Below are 21,711 nucleotides of genomic sequence, written 5' to 3'. Positions count from 1 at the left end.
TTTTGATACTGCGACAAAACATAGTGATTGTAAAGCGCGTCATAGTACAATAGTAAAAGCCCTCAATTGAGGGCTTAACCTTAAGCTAACTACTAATTTTCTAACCTAAGTGGCTTTAATACAATATTTACAAGTTTTTCATTAAAATCTGCCGAAAGAGTAGTAAAGGGCTCCGAAGTTAGCTCTTCAGTGATTATTAACTTTTCTTGATTCCCTGTTTCAGTATCTGATAAATTATTTAATGTTTCAAAGAAAAGATGTATATTATCCTCCCATTCGCTAAGCATTTGGGAAATTTGGTATTTGCTATTACTGACATAATAGAAGTTAAGCAAGTCATCGTGGAAATAATAAAATAAATTAACAACTTTGTACCCTTTGTCTAATAATTCATCGAATTCAGAAGAATCTATTTCTATTTCCTCTTTTAAGAATTCCAATTTACAAAGTAAAATGTCAATTAGATCATCATAGCTTCTATCAAAAACCTTGTATGAATCCAAAACTATTTTAGCAAATTCCAACGAATTTTGATGTCTTTGTTGATCTTTCCAATCATTAAACAACCTTGAAGCAATATATGCGGCAGTCAATGTGGTGAATCCACCAAAAAAACTGGCAGTTATTGATAAAGTATCTTTCAATGGTTGTTCTGTTGGCGTTGAATCAGAAAGAACAAAATAATATGATGCACCAAATACCAACAATGTAAAAATTCCCATTAATAATACTGAGGTTTGCACCGCATTTACCAAAGAGATTTTAGTACTTTTTTTATTATTCTTAATAAAAAAAGCTAACCCTATTAAACTTATGAGAAACACAAAGTAGAATAATAGAAATGTTTGATTAGCCTGATTCAGTTCCATTTTAGTGTAAAAAATTCAAAAAGATAGCACTATTATATAGCTACTTAACTCTTATCATCCCAGTCTTTGTAAAATAATTCTTAGACAACATATCGCGATTCATAGACCACTTTCTATTATTGAAATAGCAGGGTCCTACTGCAATTTTTGTCTTGCCAAATTTTTCCTGTATGGACTCAAAAGTCTGCATCAATTTATTATTTCGGGAACGTAACTCATAGTCTGATAGTAGGTCCGGTATGTATTTGCTTTCCTCAATCAGATCAGTAAAAAACACTCCACATTTCTTGTACTTCACACCTGGTTTATAGATTTTCTGCAGCAGTGAATAAGCCATATCAACAAGGTCTAAGACGTAATCTGTGGGTTCAGAGAGTTGATATGCTTTGGACTTACTGTAGTACGGAGCAGTCGGATCAAAAGGACTTGATTGAACAAAAGCCACAATAGTTCCGCATAGTAGTTTCTCAGAGCGCATACGACTCAAGGCATCCTGTACATACTTTGACATCGCTTCTTTTAAGTCCTCTAGCTCAGTGATTCTTTCACCAAATGATCTGCTCGCAATGATTTGTTTCTTTGGCTGCGGCTGATCATCAATGGGCATACACGAAATGCCATTAAGTTCCATAACCGTGCGCTGCATACAGACTGTGAATAATTTTCCTATGACTGCGGGATTCGAGTTAGATAGATCCAAGACTGTCTTTATTCCCATTTCATTTAATTTCTTATTCTGTTTTCGCCCAACTCCCCAGACCTCGCCTACATCGACTATTGACCAAAAATATTCACGATGTTTAGGATCCATATTCACCAGATCGCAGACAGCGTTAAATCGTTTTCCTTTTTTGGCCATGTGATTGCCGATCTTTGCTTCAGTTTTCGACCGACCAATTCCAATAGACACTGGAAGGCCTATCCATTTCTGAATCTGTTGTCTCATCTTTTGGCAATACTCTGTCAGATCGTAATTGTTCTTGAAGCTCGTCAGATCTAAAAAACACTCATCAATGCTATATATTTCTTGCTCATGCGGTGCTACATATGTCGCGAGTATCGAATGAAACCGACGTGACATTTCAGCATATAGAGCGTAATTACTCGACAGAACTTCAACATGATGCTGTTTAACAATATCTTGAATTTGAAAGAGTGGTACACCCATCTTAATTCCGATACTCTTCGACTCGTTACTACGGGCGACAGCGCAGCCGTCATTATTAGAGAGCACGATAACTGGCACATTATTTAGACTCGGATTGAAGAAACGCTCACAGCTGACATAGCAGTTATTGATATCAATCAATGCAAAGACTTTTTCATTGTGCTTCATTTGATGTTTTTGATGACTTTCGTCACCACTCCCCAAATGAGTAATTCGGTTTGAGGGTATATCGGCTTATAGTCTGTGTTCTCTGGCTTGAGCCATGATTCTGGCAGATCACTGAAAACAACATCGGGGTCAAGAAGTTTAAGTTCTTCAAATTCTGAACGCTGCATCTTCATCGTGATCATCAATCGCTTCACAGTGAACTCGTTGTCAATGTATGCAACGATGATATCTCCGTGTGACGCCGTGTATGAGCGATCTACAATCAACTCATCGCCAATTCCTATCCCTGCATCTTTCATTGAGAGCGACTCAACTTCCACAATGAATGTTGCATCAGCGTTGTGAATCAGATGCTCATTCATATCGATTGATTTATCAATGTAATCTTGGGCAGGCGAGGGAAACCCTGCTGCAATCTTTGACAAAGCTACAGGAATAGAGAGCTTTGTGCGGATGCCAATAGGAATGATCTTATTGAGATCTGATTCCTTTATTTTCGGGTTATTCTTCAAATATTCCTTGATTTCAATAACGCGAGACTCAGGTATGCGAACAACTTTTGTTGCTTCCTCCGAGCTTTTCTTCCGACCCGCACCAGGTCGGGAACCACCATGCTTTTGATTGTTCATGTACTATCTTGAATTAAGTTACATTATTCAAGATTGTAAAATCTGCTCAAAATAAATTCAAATTTATAAGTTGTGGATAATCAATGCAGAAAGAATTAAGTTGAGCAAGTGGTGAAAAATTGACGTATGGCATCTGGATTGAATATGCCTGCGATTTTTTCGCTTCAAATGCATTCATATTAATGATTAAATTGAGATGTATTCTACTTTTTAAATATAGCTATAGAATTTAAACAACTCCTTTCATCTACTATAAGATGAGGATTTTTCATAATAATTTTAAAGGTTAAAACCTTGGGTGAAATATGAAATTACTGAAATATATATTTTTAATAATTACCTTTGGCTTTAATACAGCTTATGGCAATGGTGTTATTATTTGGTCCCCTTGTTGGGGTGGATATGATAAAAATGGTCAACTGGCAATTGATATAGGGGCTAAAATAGGGGTAAGAGGCACTGGCGGCCTGACTCCATATGAATATAATGAGAAATACTGTGTCAGTCATACACAGTGTGTGGCAATGGGTTACTGTACCGCCCAGGATGCTAAGGAACAGCAACAAGCCAATGAATTAAAGAAAAAACTTGACGCTGAAAAAAGACAAAGAGAGCGTGAAGCACAAATTGCCAAACAAAAGGCTGAAGCTGCAGAGAAAGCTCGATTAGAAAAGGAACGTGTTGAAAAGGCGAAGATAGCCGCTGAAGCAAAAAAGGCTGAAAGTAAATACAAGTTAAATAATCGTGATGCACTGGAATTTGCACAGTCAAAAGTTGCAGCAGAAAAAGCTTTGCCGCCAAAGCCGCAGAAATGCATCATTGAAACAAAGCAATCTACCGGGCAAATGAACTTCTCTTTGTATAGAACGATACAGGCATCAAAGGACGCTTATAGCAAAGTTAATAAAGGCGACCTGTGTAATGGCAATGGTGGAAGCCTGGGTTCGTTGGATTGTCCAAATCCTGTGAATTTATTTGGAATGCAAATTGCAAACTGTACTGCCACAGTTACTTGTCCTCCAACTAAAAAGGAAGTCCCTTGTTCTTCGGCTACAAGGCAATAAGGGGGAGTTATGATTACTGAATTATTTAAAATTTTGACACTTGGTTTTGTTGCGATGGCTGTTACAAATACGCAAGCACAATCAATCTGGAAAGAGGTTTACAAGGACTCATTTAATCGTGTTGTGGTCCAGGGAGATCCCAGGCTGGAGTATGGTGTGTCTGGCTCATCATTGGTGCTATCTGCACTTGATGAAAAAAACAGAGTGCTGTTTGTTCGTTTTTTTGGAAAGAAGATTAACTGGGATGGGTTAATTGTTTCAAAAAAGCATCCAATTTATGGAGATGTACACTGTTATGAAGAAGAAAAGCAAACTTACTGTGTGGGCGTAGATGGTAAAACTATCCCAGTAGTACTGACTGGAAATCAAACTTACCATGAGTTTTTACAGGATTACTCAAGAGCTCAATTAAACTTAAGAGATCAGTTGGCAGCAAAATTGGTTAAGGAAGGTAATAGTGTCAGTGTTTCTACCGAAAAATTGAACTTATATAAAAACCGTCATCCATTTGAATATGGAAGCTCCTTTGAAACAATTGAAAATGCACAGGATTTTTTAACTAATTTAGAGGTTAAAGTGAAAATCAATTATCCTTATCCTCCGAGGATACTTGACCGGAATGACTGGAATGGTGAGAGCGAATCAATGGTTTTTGAAACAATTGGATTCTGCAAAAGTAAGCTTAGAACCCTCAATGATGACACTGTCGGAGCAATTCACACTAGTATTAATTGGGCGGGCGATGAAAGAAAGCGATATGTACGCTACACCTGGTCCCAACCAATAGATTGGTCTAGAGTTGAAAATATATATTCGAGCAAATACATCAATAATGGTTTCACATTCACAGGAAAGTATCCTGATGATTATGCATGGCCAATTGAATGGAAATACGGATGGAATGTTCAGTCTTTGATACGCAATGCTGGTCCAAAAGGAGGAAAACTTTATAATTATGAAAGTTATGACATTGCTATAGGTGCATATAACGCTGAAGTCTCTGCGAGATTAAGATATGTAGTTAACTTCTTGAAAGCTAACTGTTCTATGCGATAAACCAAGCTTACAAAAACCAGGATACTTCCTGAAATTACAATAATGAGCCCTGTAAATTTACAGGGCTTTCTCTTGGATAGGTCACGTATTCATTCTGTATTTCAAAAAAATATTCATGCGCGTGATCATGGTCTGCGTTCAACCAATCATTTCTGTACTGCTCAGGTATCACAATTATTGAACGTTTTTCATCCGCAGGTGCATGAAACTGCTTCATGAACGGATGCTGATCTGCATTGATCGTCAGCATAGAAAAAGATCTTACTTTTGAATCACGTATAACTGCATCTTCGTAGATGCCTGCCACTGTGAAAGGCTGACAATCGTCGCGTCTGATCGTGTACCAGTGTGGCGTGCCGTTTATGTATTTGGGTTCGTAGAATTCAATCACAGGCACAAGACAGAACTTACTGAATTTCCATGCATGCCTGAAGCTTGGCTTTTCTGCGATGGTTTCAGTTCGCGCATTGTATGTGTGATTGCTGAACTTAAAGTCTTTTGCCCAACTTGGCAGCATTCCAAATTTTGCAACATCAAGCTCAAAACCACGCATGATTATTGGGGCATGGTAAGCAGGGTACACATGATCTTTCAGCTCAATATCAAACTGATCAACATTCACATCTAAAAGTCTGAGCTGACCTTTTGCTGGAAATTTATAGTTTGAGCACATAAATGCAAATCCTCAAAACTGCCAATAATTACAATAGATGATATCTAAAATAACCGGTTTTTTAATCATGGAGTCTATTAAAGACTACGATTCTCATGGTCGTGTAATAATTTGTAGCATTATATTTTGTAAAATATAGAAATTTTGAAATTTATAAAAAAGTAATGTAATTCAATTATTTATTAATCCATATTATGATCAGTCTACAAAAAACTCAGAAAATGCTTAAAATTGTTTTTGTAGACTTTTTTGTAGACTGATGAAATGCAATTGATGCCAAAAGTATGCAATTATATGCAACCTTTTAAATTTATAACTCTTTGAAAATGCAAGAGTATGCAACTATATGCAATCTTTTCCAATACAGTACAGATTAAGTGGCTTCTACTTTTTTTATTATTCCATCGTTGGCACGTTCATGCCGTATTGGAGTTTATACCTGCAACATCAAGGTTTTAATTTTGAACAGATTGGTATTCTTTCATCAATTGCCATTATTACACGGTTTTTTGCTCCTTTTATCTGGGGATGGGTGGCTGATAAAACAGGTAAACGGATGTTACTTGTCCGGATTGCCACATGGATGGAAGCAATAATATGGTTGATGATTTTTATTATTCCCAATGATTTTCAGTCTATTGCATTACTCATGCTGATTTTCAGCTTTTTCCAGAATGCGATTCTGGCTCAGTTTGAAGGTGTGGCTTTATTCTGGTTAGCGGATCGTAGAGCTGAATTATATGGAAAAGTCCGTAAGTGGGGATCAATAGGTTTTATTGTTGGTGTTTTTAGTATAGGCGCACTGCTTGAAATTATTGATATTACAATGCTGCCAGTTATGCTGTTGTGCATCGCTTTTACGGCTTTTCTGTGGTCATTTACAGTCAAAGAGCCTCATGCTGCACCATTATCCCAGAAAAGGCTTGAACCCTTATGGCCTGTTTTAAAAAGACCTGTGGTTGCAGCTTTTTTCCTGATTGAATTTATTATGCTGTTCGCTCAGGCTCCATTTTACAGTTTTTACAGCAATTATCTGAAAATGAATGGTTTCAGTACAACTCAGATCGGTTTTCTCTGGTCTGTTGGTGTGATTGCTGAAATTATTATGTTTGCTTATGCGACTTTATTTTTAAATAAATACAGCTGGAGAATGTTGACTGTTATCTGCCTGTTGATGACGGCATTCCGTTTTATTCTGGCAGGTCTTTATCCAGATAATTTTATTGCTCAGTTGATCTCTCAGAGTATGCATGCATTCAGTTTTGGTTTATTTCATATGATTGCAATGCGGGTGATTTTTCAGAATTTTACAGTGGGTCAGCAGGGACGTGGTCAGGCGCTGTACAGTACGATGTGGGGGCTGGGTGTTGCAAGTGGCAGTGTGCTTGCAGGTAAATACTGGAGCACACTGTCCGGTGATGTGATCTTTATGATCGCGGGTTGTACGGCATTTATAGGTTTACTGTTTGTTTATTGGCTACCATCAAAGTTACAGACTGGTTAATTCAGTCACCAGTCTTGTAACCTTACATTTTCAGAGTTTTATTTCTTTATAGCGGTAAAACCACGGTTGAACCCGTTCAAGCTGAGATGCCAACTGTAACAGGACATCTTCACGGGCAAACGGTGCGATAAACTGTGAGCCTAAAGGCATATTTGCTTTATCCCAGTATAAAGGGACTGACATTGCGGGTAAGCCGGTTATGTTTGCCAGTTGAGTGAAAGGTACCCACTTCAGGTTTTCAGTAACGATCTGATCCACCATTTTACCCTGAGCCAGTAAGTGAGCCTTGTCCAGTCTAAGCAGACCTTTGAGTATGGTTTTTTGCCATCCTGGTGTCTGAATCTGACCATTTTCTGGAGCTGTGGTTGCAGTGGATGGTGTAAGGAAAAGGTCGTAGCTCTGAAAAAAATCATTCATCTGAGCTGTATATTTACCCCAGTTTTCGAGGTTGTGAATGTAGTCGAGCGCGCTGGTTTTAGCACCAAATGCAGCGAGTGCCTGTGAATCAAGCTCAAAGTCAGAGGGTTTTGCACCATGTTTCTGTATGATTTCACGCATGGTGAAAGAAAAATGACTGAACCAGGTCGTAATAAAATCCTTAGCCAACTGCATGCCGTCCATTTTGGGCTGATCTTCAACCACTGTATGTCCCAGTGACTCAAGCAGGCGGGCAGTATGCTGTATTGCGGCGATGGCATCAGCTGATACTTTAGTTCCGATTGGAGAAACTGTACTGAACGCAATTTTCAGTGGCTTTAGAGGCTTATCCAGAATATCAAGATAAGGTATTACAGGTTTTTCAATTTTAAATAATGATGCATTTTCAGGGCCTTGTGCAGCATCAAGCATAGCAGCGCTGTCACGGACAGTTCTGCTCAGCACATGCTGTACAGCAGCTCCATGCATGGCTTCACTCATGGACGGTCCCCACGGCGTTCTGCCGCGGCTTGGCTTTAAACCGAACAGACCACAGTAGGATGCCGGTATGCGGATTGACCCACCACCATCTCCTGCACCTGCAACAGGAACGATGCCAGCTGCAACAGCAGAAGCTGAGCCTCCCGAAGAACCTCCACTGTTATGTTTAATATTCCATGGGTTTTTACAGCTGCCCCAGGCTTCAGGTTCAGTGATGCCTTTAATTCCAAACTCTGGTGTATTGGTTCGTCCCAGTGTGACCACACCGGCATTTTCCCAGCGTTTTACGATTTCAGAATACTGTTCAGCATGGAAATTGATATTTTTAAAAAAACTGCATCCAAATGTGGAGGGTACACCTGCAAACTCCTGAAAGAGATCTTTCACCAGAAAAGGGACACCTGCAAATGCTCCAGAAAGCTCCTGCTGACTCCGGTTCTGAGCATATTCGTGCATTGGAATGGTAATTGCGTTCAACGTAGGGTTAACCTGACTGGCTCTCTGCAAGGCAAGCTGTAACAGTTCAGAGGATGTAACTTCTTTCCTGGCAATCAGTTGAGCCAATCCCAGTCCATCATATGAAAGATATTCGCTTAGTTTCATCATCATCCTGATTTTATTTTATAGATAAAATATTTATAGGCGATTCAATGAAATGAAGCAATCATTACCTGGTTTCGACCTTGTGATTTAGCCTGATAAAGTGCCTGATCTGCTGTATTGACCAGATGTTGCAGTACCGGATCATCAGGATTCTGTTTTGCAACGCCAATACTGACTGTGATGTAGATGTCGGGTTTCCCCTGCTGATGAACGGGTGTGGACTCAATGACCTGACGTATCCGCTCTGCAATCTGATGTGCCTGATATTCTTCTGTACAGGAGAGCAGAATAATGAATTCTTCACCACCTATCCGGGCAAAAAGATCTTCAGAACGCAGGCAGGTTCTGACCTGATCTGCAAAGTTCTGTAGAACAAGGTCGCCAGTATGATGCCCATACTGATCATTCATTTTTTTAAAATGGTCAATGTCCATCATAATTGCAGTCAAAGGTTGTGATTTGCTGTTTTTAATCAGTTTTTCGCCTTGTTCAAAAAAAGAATGTCTGTTCATGGCTTTGGTCAGGCTGTCATGATTTGCCATATATAAGACCCGCTGATAAAGCTCCTGACGGTTGGAACTGATGATTGCCAGCACCAGTGGAGCCAGCCCCAGCATGCACAGACCGATACGGACAGAAATGGCGGTACTGAAATAGGCATCCGAAGATTCAGATAAATAAAAGCTGGTCAGACTGTGGTAAGTCACCAGGCAGACAATACTGTTCACAATAGTCAGGCTGAACAGGCGATAGGTTAATGCTGCCCAGATCATTGCAGCCAAAGGATAGAGCAAAGCACCTGGACCAAAAAATATATGTGTGAAGATCACAGAAATAATGATCGCAAATAAAGGCAATAAATGAACAAAAGAAATTTTTGGCAGATCTTTGGTAAAAAAATGATGAAATTCGGCGCGTGCAGGAAAAGCGAGAATTAAAGGGAGAATGGTGATGCAGTTGATGATTTCACCTGTCCACCACATGCCAAAATCTATCCATTTTCTGTCCGGTGACATAAATGTATTCGGTGCGTATGGAATAGTGTTCACGGCAAACAGGGCACTCGCGAAACAGCCTGCAAGTGCGCAGATTGAAAAGAGATATAAAAAGGTGAACCCTTTATTATAATTACGGTAATTCAGTCTGGTCAGATAAATAAAAAACAGAGAAACCGAAACCGTGATGATGTTTGAAACCGTTAGAAAGAGGGTTAAAACCAGAGAGTTTCCAGTGATCAGGTCAGCCAGGATGTATCCTGAAAATGCTCCAAGCCAGCCACCGGTATTGTTCAGTTGAGGCAGACGAAGAAAGATACCCAGCAGTACTGCATTTGCAGGCCAGAAAAAAGCAAGCAGATTTGCAGGTCTGGATAGAATACCCATCAGACAGGTGAGCATCACGACCAGGCAGAGGATTGTATATGCGTAGAACTGCCGGTTCAGATGAAATGTTTTAAAATACTTGTGTATGTCTGACAAAAGAATTCCCTATGGCAGAATTATGGTTCTGGTTTGTTTTAATTATAGATAAGACAAGTACCATATTATTCAATATATGATAAATTTGTTAAGTCCATCACACAATGCATTTCGTCAAGAATTTATGACCTTTATTCTGAAACAGTACATCAGTATATTTTAAGATTTCCTGTAAAATTAGAGTGTTGTGAAATCGTTATTGCATGATTTTTTTTTGAAATATGTGTTAGTTTAAGCAGAGCAATTATGTTGTTGAATGAATATATGAAAAAAATATGTTTCACGGTTCTGGTTATGCTGTTAAGTACAGGTGCTATAGCAAATGATCCCCGCACAACGGGTGAGCAGACTGAAGCGACAGCAGCACAGGGGAATATCAGAATTGTCACCCGACCTGAGATTGTCGGGCTTTGGGGTATGCAGATTCCTTCGAATAATAAATGTGTGGAATATTATAATTTCAGAAGCAGTAATGATGTCATTATCAAAAGCGGTGAAGAATGGTCATCGGGTATTTATGATTATCAGCCTTCTGTAGATACCACTACAAAACTGCCTGCATTGGTGCTACAGGTGAAATATGACAATAATGAGAAAGACTGCTCAGGATATCAACAGGATCAGAGTGGTGAAATTTCACAGTATTTTGTGAAATGGAAAAACCCTCAGGTGATTGATTTCTGTACCAATGATAAAGCCGAACAATGTTTTGCGACGCTATACAGAATTTTGCCGTAAATAAAAAATATGATTTATCTGCTCAGAATAAAAAAACCGCTTCAGTAAGCGGTTTTTTTATGAGTATGAACTTTAGGATGATTCTTTAGCTTCGTGTCCTTCAAGCTGCTTTAACAGATGCTTTTCCAGATAGTGAATATCCATTGCCTGGGAACAGAACTTCTCATCTTTCAGAATCAGATCTTTATGCAAAGGAATATTGGTTTTGATACCGGTCAGGATAATTTCGTCCAGTGCCTGTTTTAAACGAGCAATACAGGTTTCACGATCTTTACCATGTGCAATCAGTTTTGCAATCATGGAGTCGTAATATGGAGGAATGCTGTAACCCTGATAGATATGGGAATCAAGACGGATACCTGCACCACCTGGTGTATAGAAATGTTCAATCAGACCTGGTGAAGGCAGAAAGGTTGTCGGATCTTCAGCATTGATACGGCATTCCATAGCATGACCTTTGCACTCAATGTCTTCCTGAACAAGGTTCAGACCAAGACCGGCTGCAATCAGGAGCTGCTGTTCAATGATGTCGATACCGGTAACCATTTCAGTGACAGGATGTTCAACCTGAACACGGGTATTCATTTCAATGAAGAAGAACTCGCCTTCTTCAAACAGGAACTCAAATGTTCCAGCACCACGGTACTGCATCAGTTTGCAGGCATTCACACAGGCTTCAAGAATATCTGCACGTGCCTGTTCAGGTAAACCTGGAGCAGGTGCTTCTTCGAGGACTTTCTGATGGCGGCGCTGAAGAGAACAGTCACGGTCGAATAAATGAATGGCATGACCATTACCATCGCCCAGTACCTGAACTTCTACATGGCGTGGCTTCTGAAGGAAGCGTTCCATATAGACGGTATCATCACCGAACCACATTTCAGCATCACGCTGTGCAGCCTGTACGGATTCGAGCAGTGTATCAACACGCTCTACAATACGCATACCACGACCACCACCACCAGCCGCCGCTTTCACAATCAGCGGAAAGCCGATTTCTTTTGCTTCAGCCAGTGCATTGTTTGGTGTGACAGCATGAGCAGAACCCGGAACCGTTGGAACACCAGCTTTACGCATCGCCATGATTGCAGAAACTTTGTTCCCCATCAGGCGGATATGTTCAGGACGAGGTCCAATAAAGATAAAACCGGAACTTTCTACAATTTCAGCAAATTCAGCATTTTCTGAAAGAAAACCATAACCAGGGTGAATGGCATCAGCACCTGTAATTTCTGCGGCAGTAATAATGGCAGGAATATTCAGATAGCTTTCGCTGCTGGCACCTGGTCCAATACACACGGCTTCATCACAGAAACGTAAATGCATCAGGTCTTTGTCGGCATCTGAATAGATGCCTACAGTTTTGATTCCTAAAGTTTTGCACGCACGGGTGATACGTAAAGCAATTTCACCGCGGTTGGCAATTAAAACTTTTTGCAACATTGTGGATCCCCGTGGACTTAGGCGCGATAGCGGAACAGTGCTTGACCAAACTGAATCACTTCACCATTTTTAACCAGGATTTCTTCAATGACACCGCTTTGAGTTGCCTCAATCGGGTTCATGATTTTCATTGCTTCGATGATGCCGAGTGTTTCACCAGCAGAAACAGTCTGACCTACTTTAATGAATGTAGGTTCACCTGGGCTTGGAGCTGCATAGAACACACCAACCATTGGAGAAGTTTCGACTGCACCACGTGGCGTTTTAGCTACAGGAGCTTCAGCAACTGGAGCGGCCATAGCAGGTACAGTACCGGCAACCATAGGACTGCGACGGGTAAGAGCAATCGACTGATCACCTTCCTTAACTTCGATCGCCTGTAAGTCAGATTCAATCATCAAATCGATGAGCTTCTTGATTTTACGAATATCCATGAGACAGTATTCCTGATTATGATTGCTTGGAAGGTTGAATTTTTTCGATGACGAAATCGAGTGCAGCTGAATAGCCTTTTGCACCCAATCCACATATAACGCCAGTGGCTTTATCTGAAAGATATGAATGATGTCGGAATGCTTCACGTGCATGCACGTTGGACAGATGGACTTCAATAAATGGTATGGCAACGCCCAATAGAGCATCACGGACTGCGACAGATGTGTGAGTCAGAGCAGCAGGGTTGATGATGATGTACTTCACACCTTCTTTCTGTGCCTGATGAATTCGGTCTACAACAGCGCCTTCCCAGTTGCTCTGGAATGTTTCGAGTGTAATGGAAGAATGCTGTGCCTGTAGTTTCAGTTGCTGATTGATGTCATCGAGAGTCAGATGTCCATATACTTCTGGTTCGCGCATACCCAGTAAATTCAGATTCGGTCCATGAATGACCAGAATGGTCGAACTCATTCAGCTAACTCCAATTTATAATTTGCAGGAAACTTTGCAAGATGTCTGCAAAGTTTACCAATTATGGCACATTTTTCTGCAATTTTTTTATAGTTTCTTTAATTTGTCGCGGAATACATGTGTCAGAACAGGCATATATAATGTAAATTTTGCAACTAAATAACAATGTTAAAAAATTACAAATTTAAGGAGCTTTACTTTTTTTTACATTTTAATATGAATTGACCAAAACTGTTCATTGAATTTATGTAAAGAAAACTGTATTGGCCTGAAGATTATTCTCAAGTCAGAGAAAAACTCAGTATAACAGCCATAAAAATTTATAAACTCTGAATCTTGTATAAGTGACTTAAAAGATTATATTTATAGAGAATATACGATAAATATGAAAGTTTTATTGTTCCTGTCATGCAAAAGCAGGATAAAACATGATTTTTAAGATAAAGGCCAAAGCCCCAATATGGTCAGCGCATAGGGCATTTTGATGACCATCGGGGCTGAGGGTACAGAACAGATGTAAATGCTCAATGCTTTCTGACTGGCTTTTTACTTCAAAAAAAGATCCTGAAAATTTAAAGATGATTGAAATTTAAACATTTGTTGTTGGCAGAAAATATGAAAGTCAGTATTTAAAACTTTATGGATTAAGTGCTTTCTTCAAAAGCAGGGATTGCTGAGGCAATATCAGATAGTATTTCGTCCAGTTACAGCCAAATCAGGAATGACTATGTGGGTAAATAAGACACGATATGCCTGTATCATTGAATAAATTTCATTCAGAGCTGAGTTTTGTTCATGTATTCGCTCAGCACTTTTGTTCAGGTCATGTTTAAATAGGCTATTCAGCCCACCATGTTGAAGACCATGTTCCTGCAAGCCAATCAACTGACCACTCCAACACAGATGCATGATTACCCTGATTGGCATAAAGGGCGGATGCATTATGCTTTATGGTATATAGAAATAGTGCAGCCTGAGCTGTTGCAGTATCTGTCAGCACTGAGAAACAGCTGTGCAGAATTTCTGGTTCAACCCAACATCCGGCAGTTTCATATTACGCTGTTTATCTGTGGCTTCTTAAGTCAGAACAAAACCTTTGATGATGACTTCAGCCAGTCAGATTTTCAGCAACAGATGCAGTTGTTGTTACAGCAGGAAATCAGATCATTCCGATTGAAGACAGGGCAGATCCGCAGCTTCAACAGTGCGCTGTTTGTAGAGATTATTGATGAACACAATAGCCTAAGCAAGATCAGAACACTGTTTTCAGATCAATACCAGGAAATAGCTGCTCTGGATTACTGTCCGCACATTACTTTAGGGCTGTATTCAGACGCCATTGAGGGTCAGATCATATATTCAGAAATTGATCAGCTTGCACAGCGCAGTTTTGACATAGATGTCAGGCATCTGACTTTTGGACACTATGAAGCTAAAATTTTACAGGGTCAGCTTTATCCAGAGCAGCTTATGGAACTGATCTGAGATGCATCTACTTTTAAATACAGAATTATTGATTCAGGGAAATGCACAATGTTGCAATTGATACTGGGTGGTGCCCGTTCAGGAAAAAGTCGTCTGGCAGAGCAGACAGCACAGAGTTCACAGCTACCAGTCATTTATATTGCCACCGCACAGGCTTATGATCAGGAAATGCAGGATCGGATTCAGCATCATCAGGAGCATAGACCTGAGCACTGGCAGTTGATTGAAGAACCACTTTTTCTGGCGGATTCCCTGATGCGCATTGATCAGGCTGGGCAACTCATTCTGATTGACTGTCTGACTTTATGGATGAGTAACTTGCTTATGCATGAAGATGATGCATTGCAGAATCAGCAGTGCGAACTCTTACTTCAGACTCTGCCAGAATTGAAATCCGAGGTGGTGCTGGTCAGTAATGAAACTGGACTGGGGGTCATTCCTATGGGTGAGCTTAGCCGAAAGTTTGTGGATGAGTCGGGACGCCTGCATCAGCAACTGGGGAAGATTGCAGATAAAGTCATTTTCTGTGTTGCAGGTTTTCCTATGGTTTTAAAAGATGAGAGTCCATCCGTCTGATCTGCCTGGTGGTCTGTGTTAACAGATTTTTAATTTAAGATTCGGATCAATCGAATCTGTCCCGTGTAAATAATGAAATGGAGAGATGCAATGAACTGGTGGCAAGACAGCGTGAAACAGCCGAATCTGGATGCAAAAGCACAGGCGGAACAGCGTCAGTCACAACTCACCAAACCTACGGGTTCATTGTCAGAGCTTGAAAATGTTGCTGTACAGCTGGCAGGTCTGCAAAACGTGCAGAAACCCAGTGTGGATGCGCCGTGGATCTGTATCTTTGCAGGTGATCATGGTGTGATGGAAGAAAATATTTCTGCCTATCCTCAGGCAGTAACCCGTCAGATGCTTCAGAACTTTGCAACGGGTGGTGCGTGTATCAGTGTGATTGCAAAGGAATACAACGCAACTTTACAGGTCATTGACTGCGGTTCAGTGGGTGATGTTTACAGCTACGCAGGTGTAGAGCGTCACTGTATTGCACCTGGCACTGCAAACTTTGCTGAAACAAAGGCGATGACTGAGGAACAGTGTGCGCAGGCTATGCAGCTCGGATATGACAGTGCTGAAAAAGCCATTGAACAGAATGCTGATATTTATATTGCGGGTGAAATGGGTATTGGAAATACCTGTGCGGCTTCAGCAGTGGCATGTTATCTGCTGAATGAACCGGCAGAGCAACTGACAGGTGTGGGTACAGGGATTCGTGCAGAGCAGCTGGCGCATAAAAAACAGGTGATTGATCAGGCGGTTCAACTGCATAGGGACTATGTGGCAAATGGTACAGAGCATGATGCATTCAGAGCTTTATGTGCTGTAGGTGGACTTGAAATTGCTGCGATGACAGGGGCTTATATCCGCTGTGCACAACGGGGGCTGCCTGTTATTGTTGATGGCTTTATCAGCTCTGTTTCAGCATTGATTGCAGTTCGTCTGAATCCCGAGGTTCGTCAGTGGATGCTGTTTGGACACAAGTCAGCGGAGTACGGTCATCAGCGTATTCTGTCAGAATTGAATGCCAGTCCATTATTACAGCTGAACTTACGTTTGGGTGAAGGCAGTGGCGCAGGTGCTGCATTGGGGGTCATAAAACTGGCATGCAGTCTGCACAACAACATGGCAACCTTTGCAGAAGCAGCGGTTACAGGTGAAAAGGTTTAAGTTTAAATGATGGAGCTGCAGATTGATCTGTTACGTCACGGCGAAACGACTTTAAGCCATACTTTACGTGGTTCTACAGATGATGCGCTGACCCAGAACGGGTTCAGGCAGATGTGGCAGACCATTGATCACGTCTGGAACCCGTCGGATAGCTGTCCGTGGCAGATGATCTTTTCATCCAGCCTGTTGCGTTGTCAGTCTTTTGCAGAACAGTTACAGGCACGTACTCAAAGTCCTTTGATACTGGATGCACAGTTACAGGAAATGCATTTTGGTGACTGGGAAGGACGTTCAACGCAGGATATTTATGAACAGAATGTTGAATTACTGGCAAATTTCTGGCAACAGCCGAGCATGTATCATCCACCCAATGCAGAAAAATATGCCGATTTTCAGCAGCGTGTCTTAAACGCGGTGCAGGATATTTATCAGCAGATGCAAAGACAGCATATTTCAAGGGCTCTAGTTGTGACGCATGGCGGTGTCATTAAGTTTTTAAAATGTCTGGCTTTGCAGCAACCGCTGGACGATCTGCTTAAAATGACTGCACCTTTGGGTCAGCTGTGCAGTATGCAGTTGCTGTTGGATGAACAGTCTAATCAGTATCATTTCAGGTTACTGGAGGCACATGAATGACTCCATTTTTAATTGCACTTCAGTTTTTAACGGTATTTCCTGTTCAGCTAAAACAGATGCCCTCTCACAGGCAGAATGGTCAGTCGCTGTTATTTTATCCAGTGATTGGTCTATTAATAGGACTGCTGCTGTTCGCGGTCGCTTCAGTGCTGCACGCGCTGCCAGTTGTTCTGCTAACCACAATCATTCTTGTGCTATGGATCTGGTTGACGGGAGGACTGCATCTGGATGGACTTGCGGATACTGCTGATGCCTGGGTGGGTGGCTTTGGTGATAAGGAACGCACACTTAAAATCATGAAAGACCCTGCCTGTGGTCCGATTGGTGTATTAAGCCTGCTGATTATCTGTCTGTTAAAGTGGTCTGCGCTTTATTTATTACTGCAGAAGCAGTTTTACACGGTTTTAATACTGTTTCCTGTACTTGGAAGACTTGCACCGTTATTTCTGTTTTTAACGACAGATTATGTGCGTAAACAGGGACTAGGTTCGTCCATAGCCGAATATATTCCAAAATACTGGGCAATGTTGATTTTTACAGTCAGCCTGCTGGCATGTGGTTTCTTTGTGTGGTCGGGTTTGTTGACCGCCGTGGTTTTTATTGCAACGCTGATTTATCTGCGTTTTAAATTTATTCAGCGAATCGGAGGGATTACTGGTGATACTGTGGGCGCAACGATTGAAATTACAGAAATGTCCAGTTTACTTGCTTTTGTAATTGGCAGTATTTATTTCACAGCTAAACAGATCATCTGATGAATGCCTGTAAGCCATGAGCATATCTGCATCAGTCAGGGGTAAATAAAATCGGAAAAGGATCAGCAGGGCTGATCCTTTTTTACGGTGTCAGGCAAACAGATGAATAACAGTATGTATCAGTACAGGCCCTGTAATCACCATAAAAATACCTGAAAGTACCATACACAGGCATGCAACAACGCCTTCTTCCTTGTGGCGCATAAAGGCTTTACTGGTACCAAAGCCATGAGCTGCATTTCCAAGGGAGGCACCCTGGGCAAAGTTTGAATTGAGTTGAAGTTTCTTCAGAATCAGATCTGCCAGGGCTACACCAGCAATACCGGTAATCATGGTAAACAGAATCACAAGTTCCACCGAGCCTCCGATATGTGCTGTCAGCTCCATTGCAAAAGGCGTTGAGATCGAACGTGACATCAGACTGTATGAGGTCGCCAGATCAAATTTAAACAGTTTTGCCAGCCAGTAGGCACTGATGATTCCTGACAGCATACCGACTACAACGCCGAGGCTGATGGATATGGCATGTTTTCTGATAATACTGCGGTATTCATAAATTGGAACGGCAAAGCCTACAGTTGCAGGTCCAAGCATCCAGACAATCCATTGACTTTCCTGCATGTAGGTCTCGTAGGAAATATGCAGCAGCAGCAGGATGATGATCAGGATAAAAGGAACAAGCATGGCGGGTGACAGCAGCATATATGGATATTTACGATGCAGTTTTTTTACAAGGATGTAACCCACCAGTGTCGCAATGACAAAGAAAAAGGAAATAACAGTTGTGCTCATATTATTTTACTTCCATTTCCTGCGGATGATCCTGCGTTGTTGACTTATGGTGTGCCTGTAAGCGCGATTCGAGTTTAAAGCCAAAATGTACGGCATAAGCAGTGGAAACCATCACAGTGACCGTACCGATTACAACGGCAACAACCATTTGCCAGCCCTGAGTCATAAACAGGTGTTTGTATTTGATCAGACCTACAACACAGGGAATAAAAAACAGAACCAGTTCTCCAAGAATGAAATCTGAACCTGATTTTATCCATTGCAGTTTAAAAACTCCGCTCAGGAGTGCGAAAAGCATAAGGAACAGACCAATCACACCTGCAGATACAGGGATATTTAAAAGCTTTTGCAATACAGAGCCAATCCACCAGATAAAAATCAGCAGGCTGAGTTGAAATATGATTTTCAGTAGGACGGACTGGTTTAAAGACCTGAATGTTATGGACATGATGACAGCATATTTTGTGAAACTGAGTGTATTTTAAAGTTGACTGCACGCAATGATTATGAATAATTAAAAAAATAATTATGCTTTTATGGAATAATATGCCGTGGATATCAAAAGTCTCAATATTTTTGTCCAGATTGTGCAGTGTGGCAGTTTCAGCCGTGCAGCAGATCTGCTGCATCTGACACAGCCAACCCTGAGTAAGGCAGTCCGGCAGCTGGAAGATGAGCTGGATGTGGCGCTGTTTCATAAGGGGGATGGAGGGCGCAAAAGGGATACGCAACTGACTTATACTGGCGAACAGATATATCAGCATGCACTGGTGATTCTTGAAGAACAGCAACAGATCAGGGAAACGGTTGCAAGAGTCCGTACCCTGAAACAGGGTAAACTCAGGCTGGGTCTACCTCCACTGGGTTCGGTACTGCTCAGTACATTGATTGCAACGTTTCATAAACAGTATCCAGAGGTTGAACTGAGCTTTTTTGAGGTTGGTGCAACAGGAATAGAAGATGCCATTCTTGCAAAAAAAGTGGATGTTGGCATTATTCTTGGGCATTTAAAACCAAAACTGGGTGGGATTCAGATCATGGATTCACCGCTGTGCTTACTGTCATTAAAGGATTCACAGTGGCGTGGGAGAACATCAGTGTCGCTTGCTGAACTGAAAGAGGAATCCTTTTTACTCTACGACGATACATTTACACTAAATAATATGATCATTTCTGCTGCTCAGCATGCAGGATTTGAACCGGAGATTGTCTGTAAAAGCAGCCAGTGGGACTTTATCGTCAAAATGGTTGAGTCCAATGTAGGAATAGCATTATTACCTAAAATTTACTGTGAACAGTTAAATCAGGAAAAATTCAACATCAGTCAGCTGGAAAACCCAGGTCTGAACTGGGCTTTAAGTATGGCGTGGAATACGACGGTAGCCATGAGTCCTGCCACACGGGCATGGTTGCAGATTATAGAAAACAATCTGGACCGGATTCATTTCTGAAGCTGGTTCAGCCATGTCTGAACTGTTCTGACAACTTCAGCAGGCTGTTTTATCCATGCACTGTGCTGATGACCTTTTACTGTCCTGCTCAGGTCAAGGCTGATTACTTCAGGATTCTGAAAGTAACGACTCAAACCCAGCGTGGAGCTGAGTGGAGCAAAGTCATCCAGATTCAGGTGAATAAATAAAGCCTGATCAGGTGAAAGTGTGTTTACAGTGCCCATGATATGTCGGTAGCTGGCAGTGAATATGGTTCTGGACCAGTCCCGCATCAGTGTTCGGGCTTCTTTATAGCCAAAGCCAATTTTATAACCCGCAAGATAACCATCTTTTAAAATCATGGCATTGATTGCAGCAGCTGCTTTTAGAATATTGAATTTACCTTTCAGATCCCAGTATTTTAAACAGATATTTCCTGTCGCTATTCCAATTACCTGGACAGCATGTTGCTGGGCATAGAGGGTTGCAAGATGTCCGCCCAGGCTGTGTCCCAGTAAAACAGGTGGTCTGGAGGAAACAGAACAGGCAGCCTTATACAGTTCAGGGATAAAAAAATTCAGCAGATCTGCATAACCATAATCAAATGTTCTGGAAACCTGAGGTCTGTTCTGACCACAGCCAGGATAGTCCGCCGTGACGACCTGTATATTGACCGAAAGCAGTTGCTGAATAAACAGATCATATTTCGCAACAGGTACGCCCAGAGCTGGGAGCAGAATAACAACAGCTGCGTCTGGATCTGTGCTGTACAGCTGTACCGGTATTTCTGCCAGCAGTTTAAAGTGAAATGCAGTTGTTAAAGGCGCCAGTGTGTTCATGATTCAACCTGTTCAGTGTTGGGAGAATGTCTGTTTAGTGGATTTAACTGAATCATCAGCCCCAGCCCCGCTTTGTTCAGCAGTGCTGTTCTGGAATGAGGATGCCTTGTGGATTCCTGCTGGATCAGTGTTTTAAAGTCACTGAGAAAATGATCTCGTGGATAGCGATCCAGTAGCTGATCTGTAAATGCTGCAGGTATCAGATGCAGATTTGCACCTGTTACATCACAGGCGGTTGCTTTCTGTAACATCAGGATTTCTTTACTGAGTGTTTTATCATTTTCATCAAGATGACCATTCATGTGCAGACAGATGGCATCACAGATATTCTGGATCTTTTGTTCTGAATAATTATGCTTCTGACATAAAATTTCAGCTTGTTTTGCACTTTCAAGGGTAAAGCAATGGCAGGCATGCAGACTTAATTCGCTGACCAGTCCGAGATCATGCATAAAACTGGCTACAGCAAAGTCTTCCTGATCAAACTGCCATTTTTTTTGATGTGCAATGGCTGTACCCATAAAATAGGTTCTGAGTGAATGAGCTGTAACGGATGGGTTCTGAGCGTATTCAAGTTCCTGAAAAGCTTCTTTCACAATATTTGAATCAGGAATGACAATATCGGATATCCGCAGTGCGGAGCAATGTTTTCTGGAAGTAATCCCTGATCGGATAAAACTGACGGTAACAGGCATAAGAATGCTTTGAATCAGTCTGAATTTTTCTTTAAATGTCAGTCGACCCTGTGTTTTTTGAACCCACTGATAATCACCAATCATAGCTGCCTCTATATTTTAGAGTATTTACTCTAAAATATAGGTAATTT

23 protein-coding genes are annotated in these 21,711 nt (G+C 41.2%); 10 read left to right on the top strand and 13 right to left on the bottom strand.

What is annotated here, in order from left to right:
- Positions 1-92: 92 nt before the first annotated feature.
- The 3 genes from CDG61_RS09120 to CDG61_RS09110 all read right to left on the bottom strand — a co-directional run bounded on the left by CDG61_RS09120 (position 93) and on the right by CDG61_RS09110 (position 2,834).
- Positions 93-743, bottom strand: coding sequence for a hypothetical protein (locus CDG61_RS09120; RefSeq protein WP_147387782.1), 651 nt, complete (start codon positions 741-743; stop codon positions 93-95).
- 166 nt (positions 744-909) lie between these two features.
- Entirely contained in the window at positions 910-2,205 is a 1,296-nt protein-coding gene (locus tag CDG61_RS09115; RefSeq protein ID WP_087551444.1) for a Y-family DNA polymerase, read from the bottom strand.
- Positions 2,202-2,834, bottom strand: coding sequence for a LexA family protein (locus tag CDG61_RS09110; RefSeq protein WP_087551445.1), 633 nt, complete (start codon positions 2,832-2,834; stop codon positions 2,202-2,204). Before CDG61_RS09110 ends, CDG61_RS09115 begins: the two co-directional genes overlap by 4 nt.
- Before the next feature lie 305 nt (positions 2,835-3,139).
- Between CDG61_RS09110 and CDG61_RS09105 the strand changes: the two genes are divergently transcribed.
- Positions 3,140-3,898, top strand: a complete 759-nt coding sequence (locus CDG61_RS09105; RefSeq protein ID WP_087551446.1) for a cell envelope integrity protein TolA — start codon at positions 3,140-3,142, stop codon at positions 3,896-3,898.
- Between the two features lie 9 nt (positions 3,899-3,907).
- On the top strand, positions 3,908-4,954 hold the full coding sequence (locus CDG61_RS09100; RefSeq protein WP_087551447.1) for a hypothetical protein: 1,047 nt from the start codon (positions 3,908-3,910) through the stop codon (positions 4,952-4,954).
- Positions 4,955-4,988: 34 nt separating this feature from the next.
- Here the strand turns inward: CDG61_RS09100 and CDG61_RS09095 are convergent, their stop codons facing one another.
- Positions 4,989-5,627 carry an SOS response-associated peptidase gene (locus CDG61_RS09095; protein WP_087551448.1) on the bottom strand — a complete coding sequence of 213 codons (639 nt, stop codon included), beginning with the start codon at positions 5,625-5,627 and terminating at the stop codon, positions 4,989-4,991.
- Between the two features lie 346 nt (positions 5,628-5,973).
- On the opposite strand from CDG61_RS09095, the gene CDG61_RS09090 reads away from it, so the two are divergent.
- On the top strand, positions 5,974-7,131 hold the full coding sequence (locus tag CDG61_RS09090) for an MFS transporter (protein WP_087551449.1): 1,158 nt from the start codon (positions 5,974-5,976) through the stop codon (positions 7,129-7,131).
- A 30-nt stretch (positions 7,132-7,161) separates the two neighbouring features.
- Here the strand turns inward: CDG61_RS09090 and CDG61_RS09085 are convergent, their stop codons facing one another.
- Complete coding sequence (locus CDG61_RS09085) at positions 7,162-8,652, bottom strand: amidase (RefSeq protein ID WP_087551450.1); 1,491 nt, start codon at positions 8,650-8,652, stop codon at positions 7,162-7,164.
- Positions 8,653-8,696: 44 nt separating this feature from the next.
- Positions 8,697-10,049 carry a GGDEF domain-containing protein gene (locus CDG61_RS09080; protein WP_087551451.1) on the bottom strand — a complete coding sequence of 451 codons (1,353 nt, stop codon included), beginning with the start codon at positions 10,047-10,049 and terminating at the stop codon, positions 8,697-8,699.
- 345 nt (positions 10,050-10,394) lie between these two features.
- On the opposite strand from CDG61_RS09080, the gene CDG61_RS09075 reads away from it, so the two are divergent.
- Positions 10,395-10,868: a hypothetical protein gene (locus CDG61_RS09075; RefSeq protein WP_087514037.1), complete on the top strand. Its 474-nt coding sequence runs from the start codon at positions 10,395-10,397 to the stop codon at positions 10,866-10,868.
- Between the two features lie 72 nt (positions 10,869-10,940).
- Here CDG61_RS09075 and accC read toward each other — a convergent pair whose 3' ends face one another.
- Genes accC through aroQ form a run of 3 tightly spaced genes read right to left on the bottom strand, consistent with a single transcriptional unit; the run spans position 10,941 to position 13,217 of the window.
- Positions 10,941-12,311 carry an acetyl-CoA carboxylase biotin carboxylase subunit gene (gene accC / locus CDG61_RS09070; RefSeq protein ID WP_087551452.1) on the bottom strand — a complete coding sequence of 457 codons (1,371 nt, stop codon included), beginning with the start codon at positions 12,309-12,311 and terminating at the stop codon, positions 10,941-10,943.
- A gap of 17 nt (positions 12,312-12,328) precedes the next feature.
- Positions 12,329-12,745, bottom strand: a complete 417-nt coding sequence (locus CDG61_RS09065; RefSeq protein WP_087514002.1) for an acetyl-CoA carboxylase biotin carboxyl carrier protein — start codon at positions 12,743-12,745, stop codon at positions 12,329-12,331.
- Between the two features lie 16 nt (positions 12,746-12,761).
- The gene (gene aroQ, locus CDG61_RS09060; protein WP_087514003.1) at positions 12,762-13,217 is read right to left on the bottom strand and encodes a type II 3-dehydroquinate dehydratase; all 456 of its coding nucleotides are present in this window, start codon (positions 13,215-13,217) and stop codon (positions 12,762-12,764) included.
- Between the two features lie 864 nt (positions 13,218-14,081).
- Here aroQ and CDG61_RS09055 point away from each other — a divergent pair.
- The 5 genes from CDG61_RS09055 (at position 14,082) to CDG61_RS09035 (ending at position 17,824) form a co-directional block, all read left to right on the top strand.
- A complete protein-coding gene (locus CDG61_RS09055) occupies positions 14,082-14,702 on the top strand; it encodes a 2'-5' RNA ligase family protein (RefSeq protein ID WP_087551486.1) in 621 nt (206 codons plus the stop codon).
- Between the two features lie 48 nt (positions 14,703-14,750).
- Entirely contained in the window at positions 14,751-15,278 is a 528-nt protein-coding gene (gene cobU, locus CDG61_RS09050; protein ID WP_087551453.1) for a bifunctional adenosylcobinamide kinase/adenosylcobinamide-phosphate guanylyltransferase, read from the top strand.
- Positions 15,279-15,368: 90 nt separating this feature from the next.
- The gene (gene cobT / locus CDG61_RS09045; RefSeq protein WP_087551454.1) at positions 15,369-16,433 is read left to right on the top strand and encodes a nicotinate-nucleotide--dimethylbenzimidazole phosphoribosyltransferase; all 1,065 of its coding nucleotides are present in this window, start codon (positions 15,369-15,371) and stop codon (positions 16,431-16,433) included.
- A 6-nt stretch (positions 16,434-16,439) separates the two neighbouring features.
- A complete protein-coding gene (locus CDG61_RS09040; protein ID WP_228199560.1) occupies positions 16,440-17,069 on the top strand; it encodes a histidine phosphatase family protein in 630 nt (209 codons plus the stop codon).
- Positions 17,066-17,824: an adenosylcobinamide-GDP ribazoletransferase gene (locus CDG61_RS09035; RefSeq protein ID WP_087551455.1), complete on the top strand. Its 759-nt coding sequence runs from the start codon at positions 17,066-17,068 to the stop codon at positions 17,822-17,824. Before CDG61_RS09040 ends, CDG61_RS09035 begins: the two co-directional genes overlap by 4 nt.
- Before the next feature lie 90 nt (positions 17,825-17,914).
- Here CDG61_RS09035 and CDG61_RS09030 read toward each other — a convergent pair whose 3' ends face one another.
- Positions 17,915-18,616: an LrgB family protein gene (locus CDG61_RS09030; protein WP_087551456.1), complete on the bottom strand. Its 702-nt coding sequence runs from the start codon at positions 18,614-18,616 to the stop codon at positions 17,915-17,917.
- A gap of 1 nt (position 18,617) precedes the next feature.
- Positions 18,618-19,064, bottom strand: a complete 447-nt coding sequence (locus CDG61_RS09025) for a CidA/LrgA family protein (protein ID WP_087551457.1) — start codon at positions 19,062-19,064, stop codon at positions 18,618-18,620.
- A 103-nt stretch (positions 19,065-19,167) separates the two neighbouring features.
- Here CDG61_RS09025 and CDG61_RS09020 point away from each other — a divergent pair, with 103 nt between their 5' ends.
- Positions 19,168-20,067, top strand: a complete 900-nt coding sequence (locus CDG61_RS09020; RefSeq protein WP_087551458.1) for a LysR family transcriptional regulator — start codon at positions 19,168-19,170, stop codon at positions 20,065-20,067.
- Here CDG61_RS09020 and CDG61_RS09015 read toward each other — a convergent pair.
- Positions 20,058-20,885, bottom strand: coding sequence for an alpha/beta fold hydrolase (locus tag CDG61_RS09015; protein ID WP_087551459.1), 828 nt, complete (start codon positions 20,883-20,885; stop codon positions 20,058-20,060). The two genes, CDG61_RS09020 and CDG61_RS09015, sit on opposite strands and share 10 nt — an antisense overlap.
- Positions 20,882-21,664 (bottom strand): HD domain-containing protein, encoded by a 783-nt coding sequence (locus CDG61_RS09010; RefSeq protein WP_087551460.1) that lies wholly within the window; start codon positions 21,662-21,664, stop codon positions 20,882-20,884. Before CDG61_RS09010 ends, CDG61_RS09015 begins: the two co-directional genes overlap by 4 nt.
- Positions 21,665-21,711: the final 47 nt, after the last annotated feature.

The organism is Acinetobacter sp. WCHAc010052 (assembly GCF_002165295.2).
Classification (GTDB): Bacteria; Pseudomonadota; Gammaproteobacteria; order Pseudomonadales; family Moraxellaceae; genus Acinetobacter; species Acinetobacter chinensis.
This window is presented reverse-complemented; position numbering and strand designations above follow the sequence as displayed.

What these genes read in the sequence shown, in the direction of transcription:
- CDG61_RS09115 (WP_087551444.1), bottom strand. Translation starts at nt 2,205, where the DNA reads ATGAAGCACAATGAAAAAGTCTTTGCATTGATTGATATCAATAACTGC.
- CDG61_RS09110 (WP_087551445.1), bottom strand. Translation starts at nt 2,834, where the DNA reads ATGAACAATCAAAAGCATGGTGGTTCCCGACCTGGTGCGGGTCGGAAG.
- CDG61_RS09105 (WP_087551446.1), top strand. Translation starts at nt 3,140, where the DNA reads ATGAAATTACTGAAATATATATTTTTAATAATTACCTTTGGCTTTAAT.
- CDG61_RS09100 (WP_087551447.1), top strand. Translation starts at nt 3,908, where the DNA reads ATGATTACTGAATTATTTAAAATTTTGACACTTGGTTTTGTTGCGATG.
- CDG61_RS09095 (WP_087551448.1), bottom strand. Translation starts at nt 5,627, where the DNA reads ATGTGCTCAAACTATAAATTTCCAGCAAAAGGTCAGCTCAGACTTTTA.
- CDG61_RS09090 (WP_087551449.1), top strand. Translation starts at nt 5,974, where the DNA reads ATGCAATCTTTTCCAATACAGTACAGATTAAGTGGCTTCTACTTTTTT.
- CDG61_RS09085 (WP_087551450.1), bottom strand. Translation starts at nt 8,652, where the DNA reads ATGAAACTAAGCGAATATCTTTCATATGATGGACTGGGATTGGCTCAA.
- CDG61_RS09080 (WP_087551451.1), bottom strand. Translation starts at nt 10,049, where the DNA reads ATGCTCACCTGTCTGATGGGTATTCTATCCAGACCTGCAAATCTGCTT.
- CDG61_RS09075 (WP_087514037.1), top strand. Translation starts at nt 10,395, where the DNA reads ATGAAAAAAATATGTTTCACGGTTCTGGTTATGCTGTTAAGTACAGGT.
- accC (WP_087551452.1), bottom strand. Translation starts at nt 12,311, where the DNA reads ATGTTGCAAAAAGTTTTAATTGCCAACCGCGGTGAAATTGCTTTACGT.
- CDG61_RS09065 (WP_087514002.1), bottom strand. Translation starts at nt 12,745, where the DNA reads ATGGATATTCGTAAAATCAAGAAGCTCATCGATTTGATGATTGAATCT.
- aroQ (WP_087514003.1), bottom strand. Translation starts at nt 13,217, where the DNA reads ATGAGTTCGACCATTCTGGTCATTCATGGACCGAATCTGAATTTACTG.
- CDG61_RS09055 (WP_087551486.1), top strand. Translation starts at nt 14,082, where the DNA reads ATGTTCCTGCAAGCCAATCAACTGACCACTCCAACACAGATGCATGAT.
- cobU (WP_087551453.1), top strand. Translation starts at nt 14,751, where the DNA reads ATGTTGCAATTGATACTGGGTGGTGCCCGTTCAGGAAAAAGTCGTCTG.
- cobT (WP_087551454.1), top strand. Translation starts at nt 15,369, where the DNA reads ATGAACTGGTGGCAAGACAGCGTGAAACAGCCGAATCTGGATGCAAAA.
- CDG61_RS09040 (WP_228199560.1), top strand. Translation starts at nt 16,440, where the DNA reads ATGATGGAGCTGCAGATTGATCTGTTACGTCACGGCGAAACGACTTTA.
- CDG61_RS09035 (WP_087551455.1), top strand. Translation starts at nt 17,066, where the DNA reads ATGACTCCATTTTTAATTGCACTTCAGTTTTTAACGGTATTTCCTGTT.
- CDG61_RS09030 (WP_087551456.1), bottom strand. Translation starts at nt 18,616, where the DNA reads ATGAGCACAACTGTTATTTCCTTTTTCTTTGTCATTGCGACACTGGTG.
- CDG61_RS09025 (WP_087551457.1), bottom strand. Translation starts at nt 19,064, where the DNA reads ATGTCCATAACATTCAGGTCTTTAAACCAGTCCGTCCTACTGAAAATC.
- CDG61_RS09015 (WP_087551459.1), bottom strand. Translation starts at nt 20,885, where the DNA reads ATGAACACACTGGCGCCTTTAACAACTGCATTTCACTTTAAACTGCTG.
- CDG61_RS09010 (WP_087551460.1), bottom strand. Translation starts at nt 21,664, where the DNA reads ATGATTGGTGATTATCAGTGGGTTCAAAAAACACAGGGTCGACTGACA.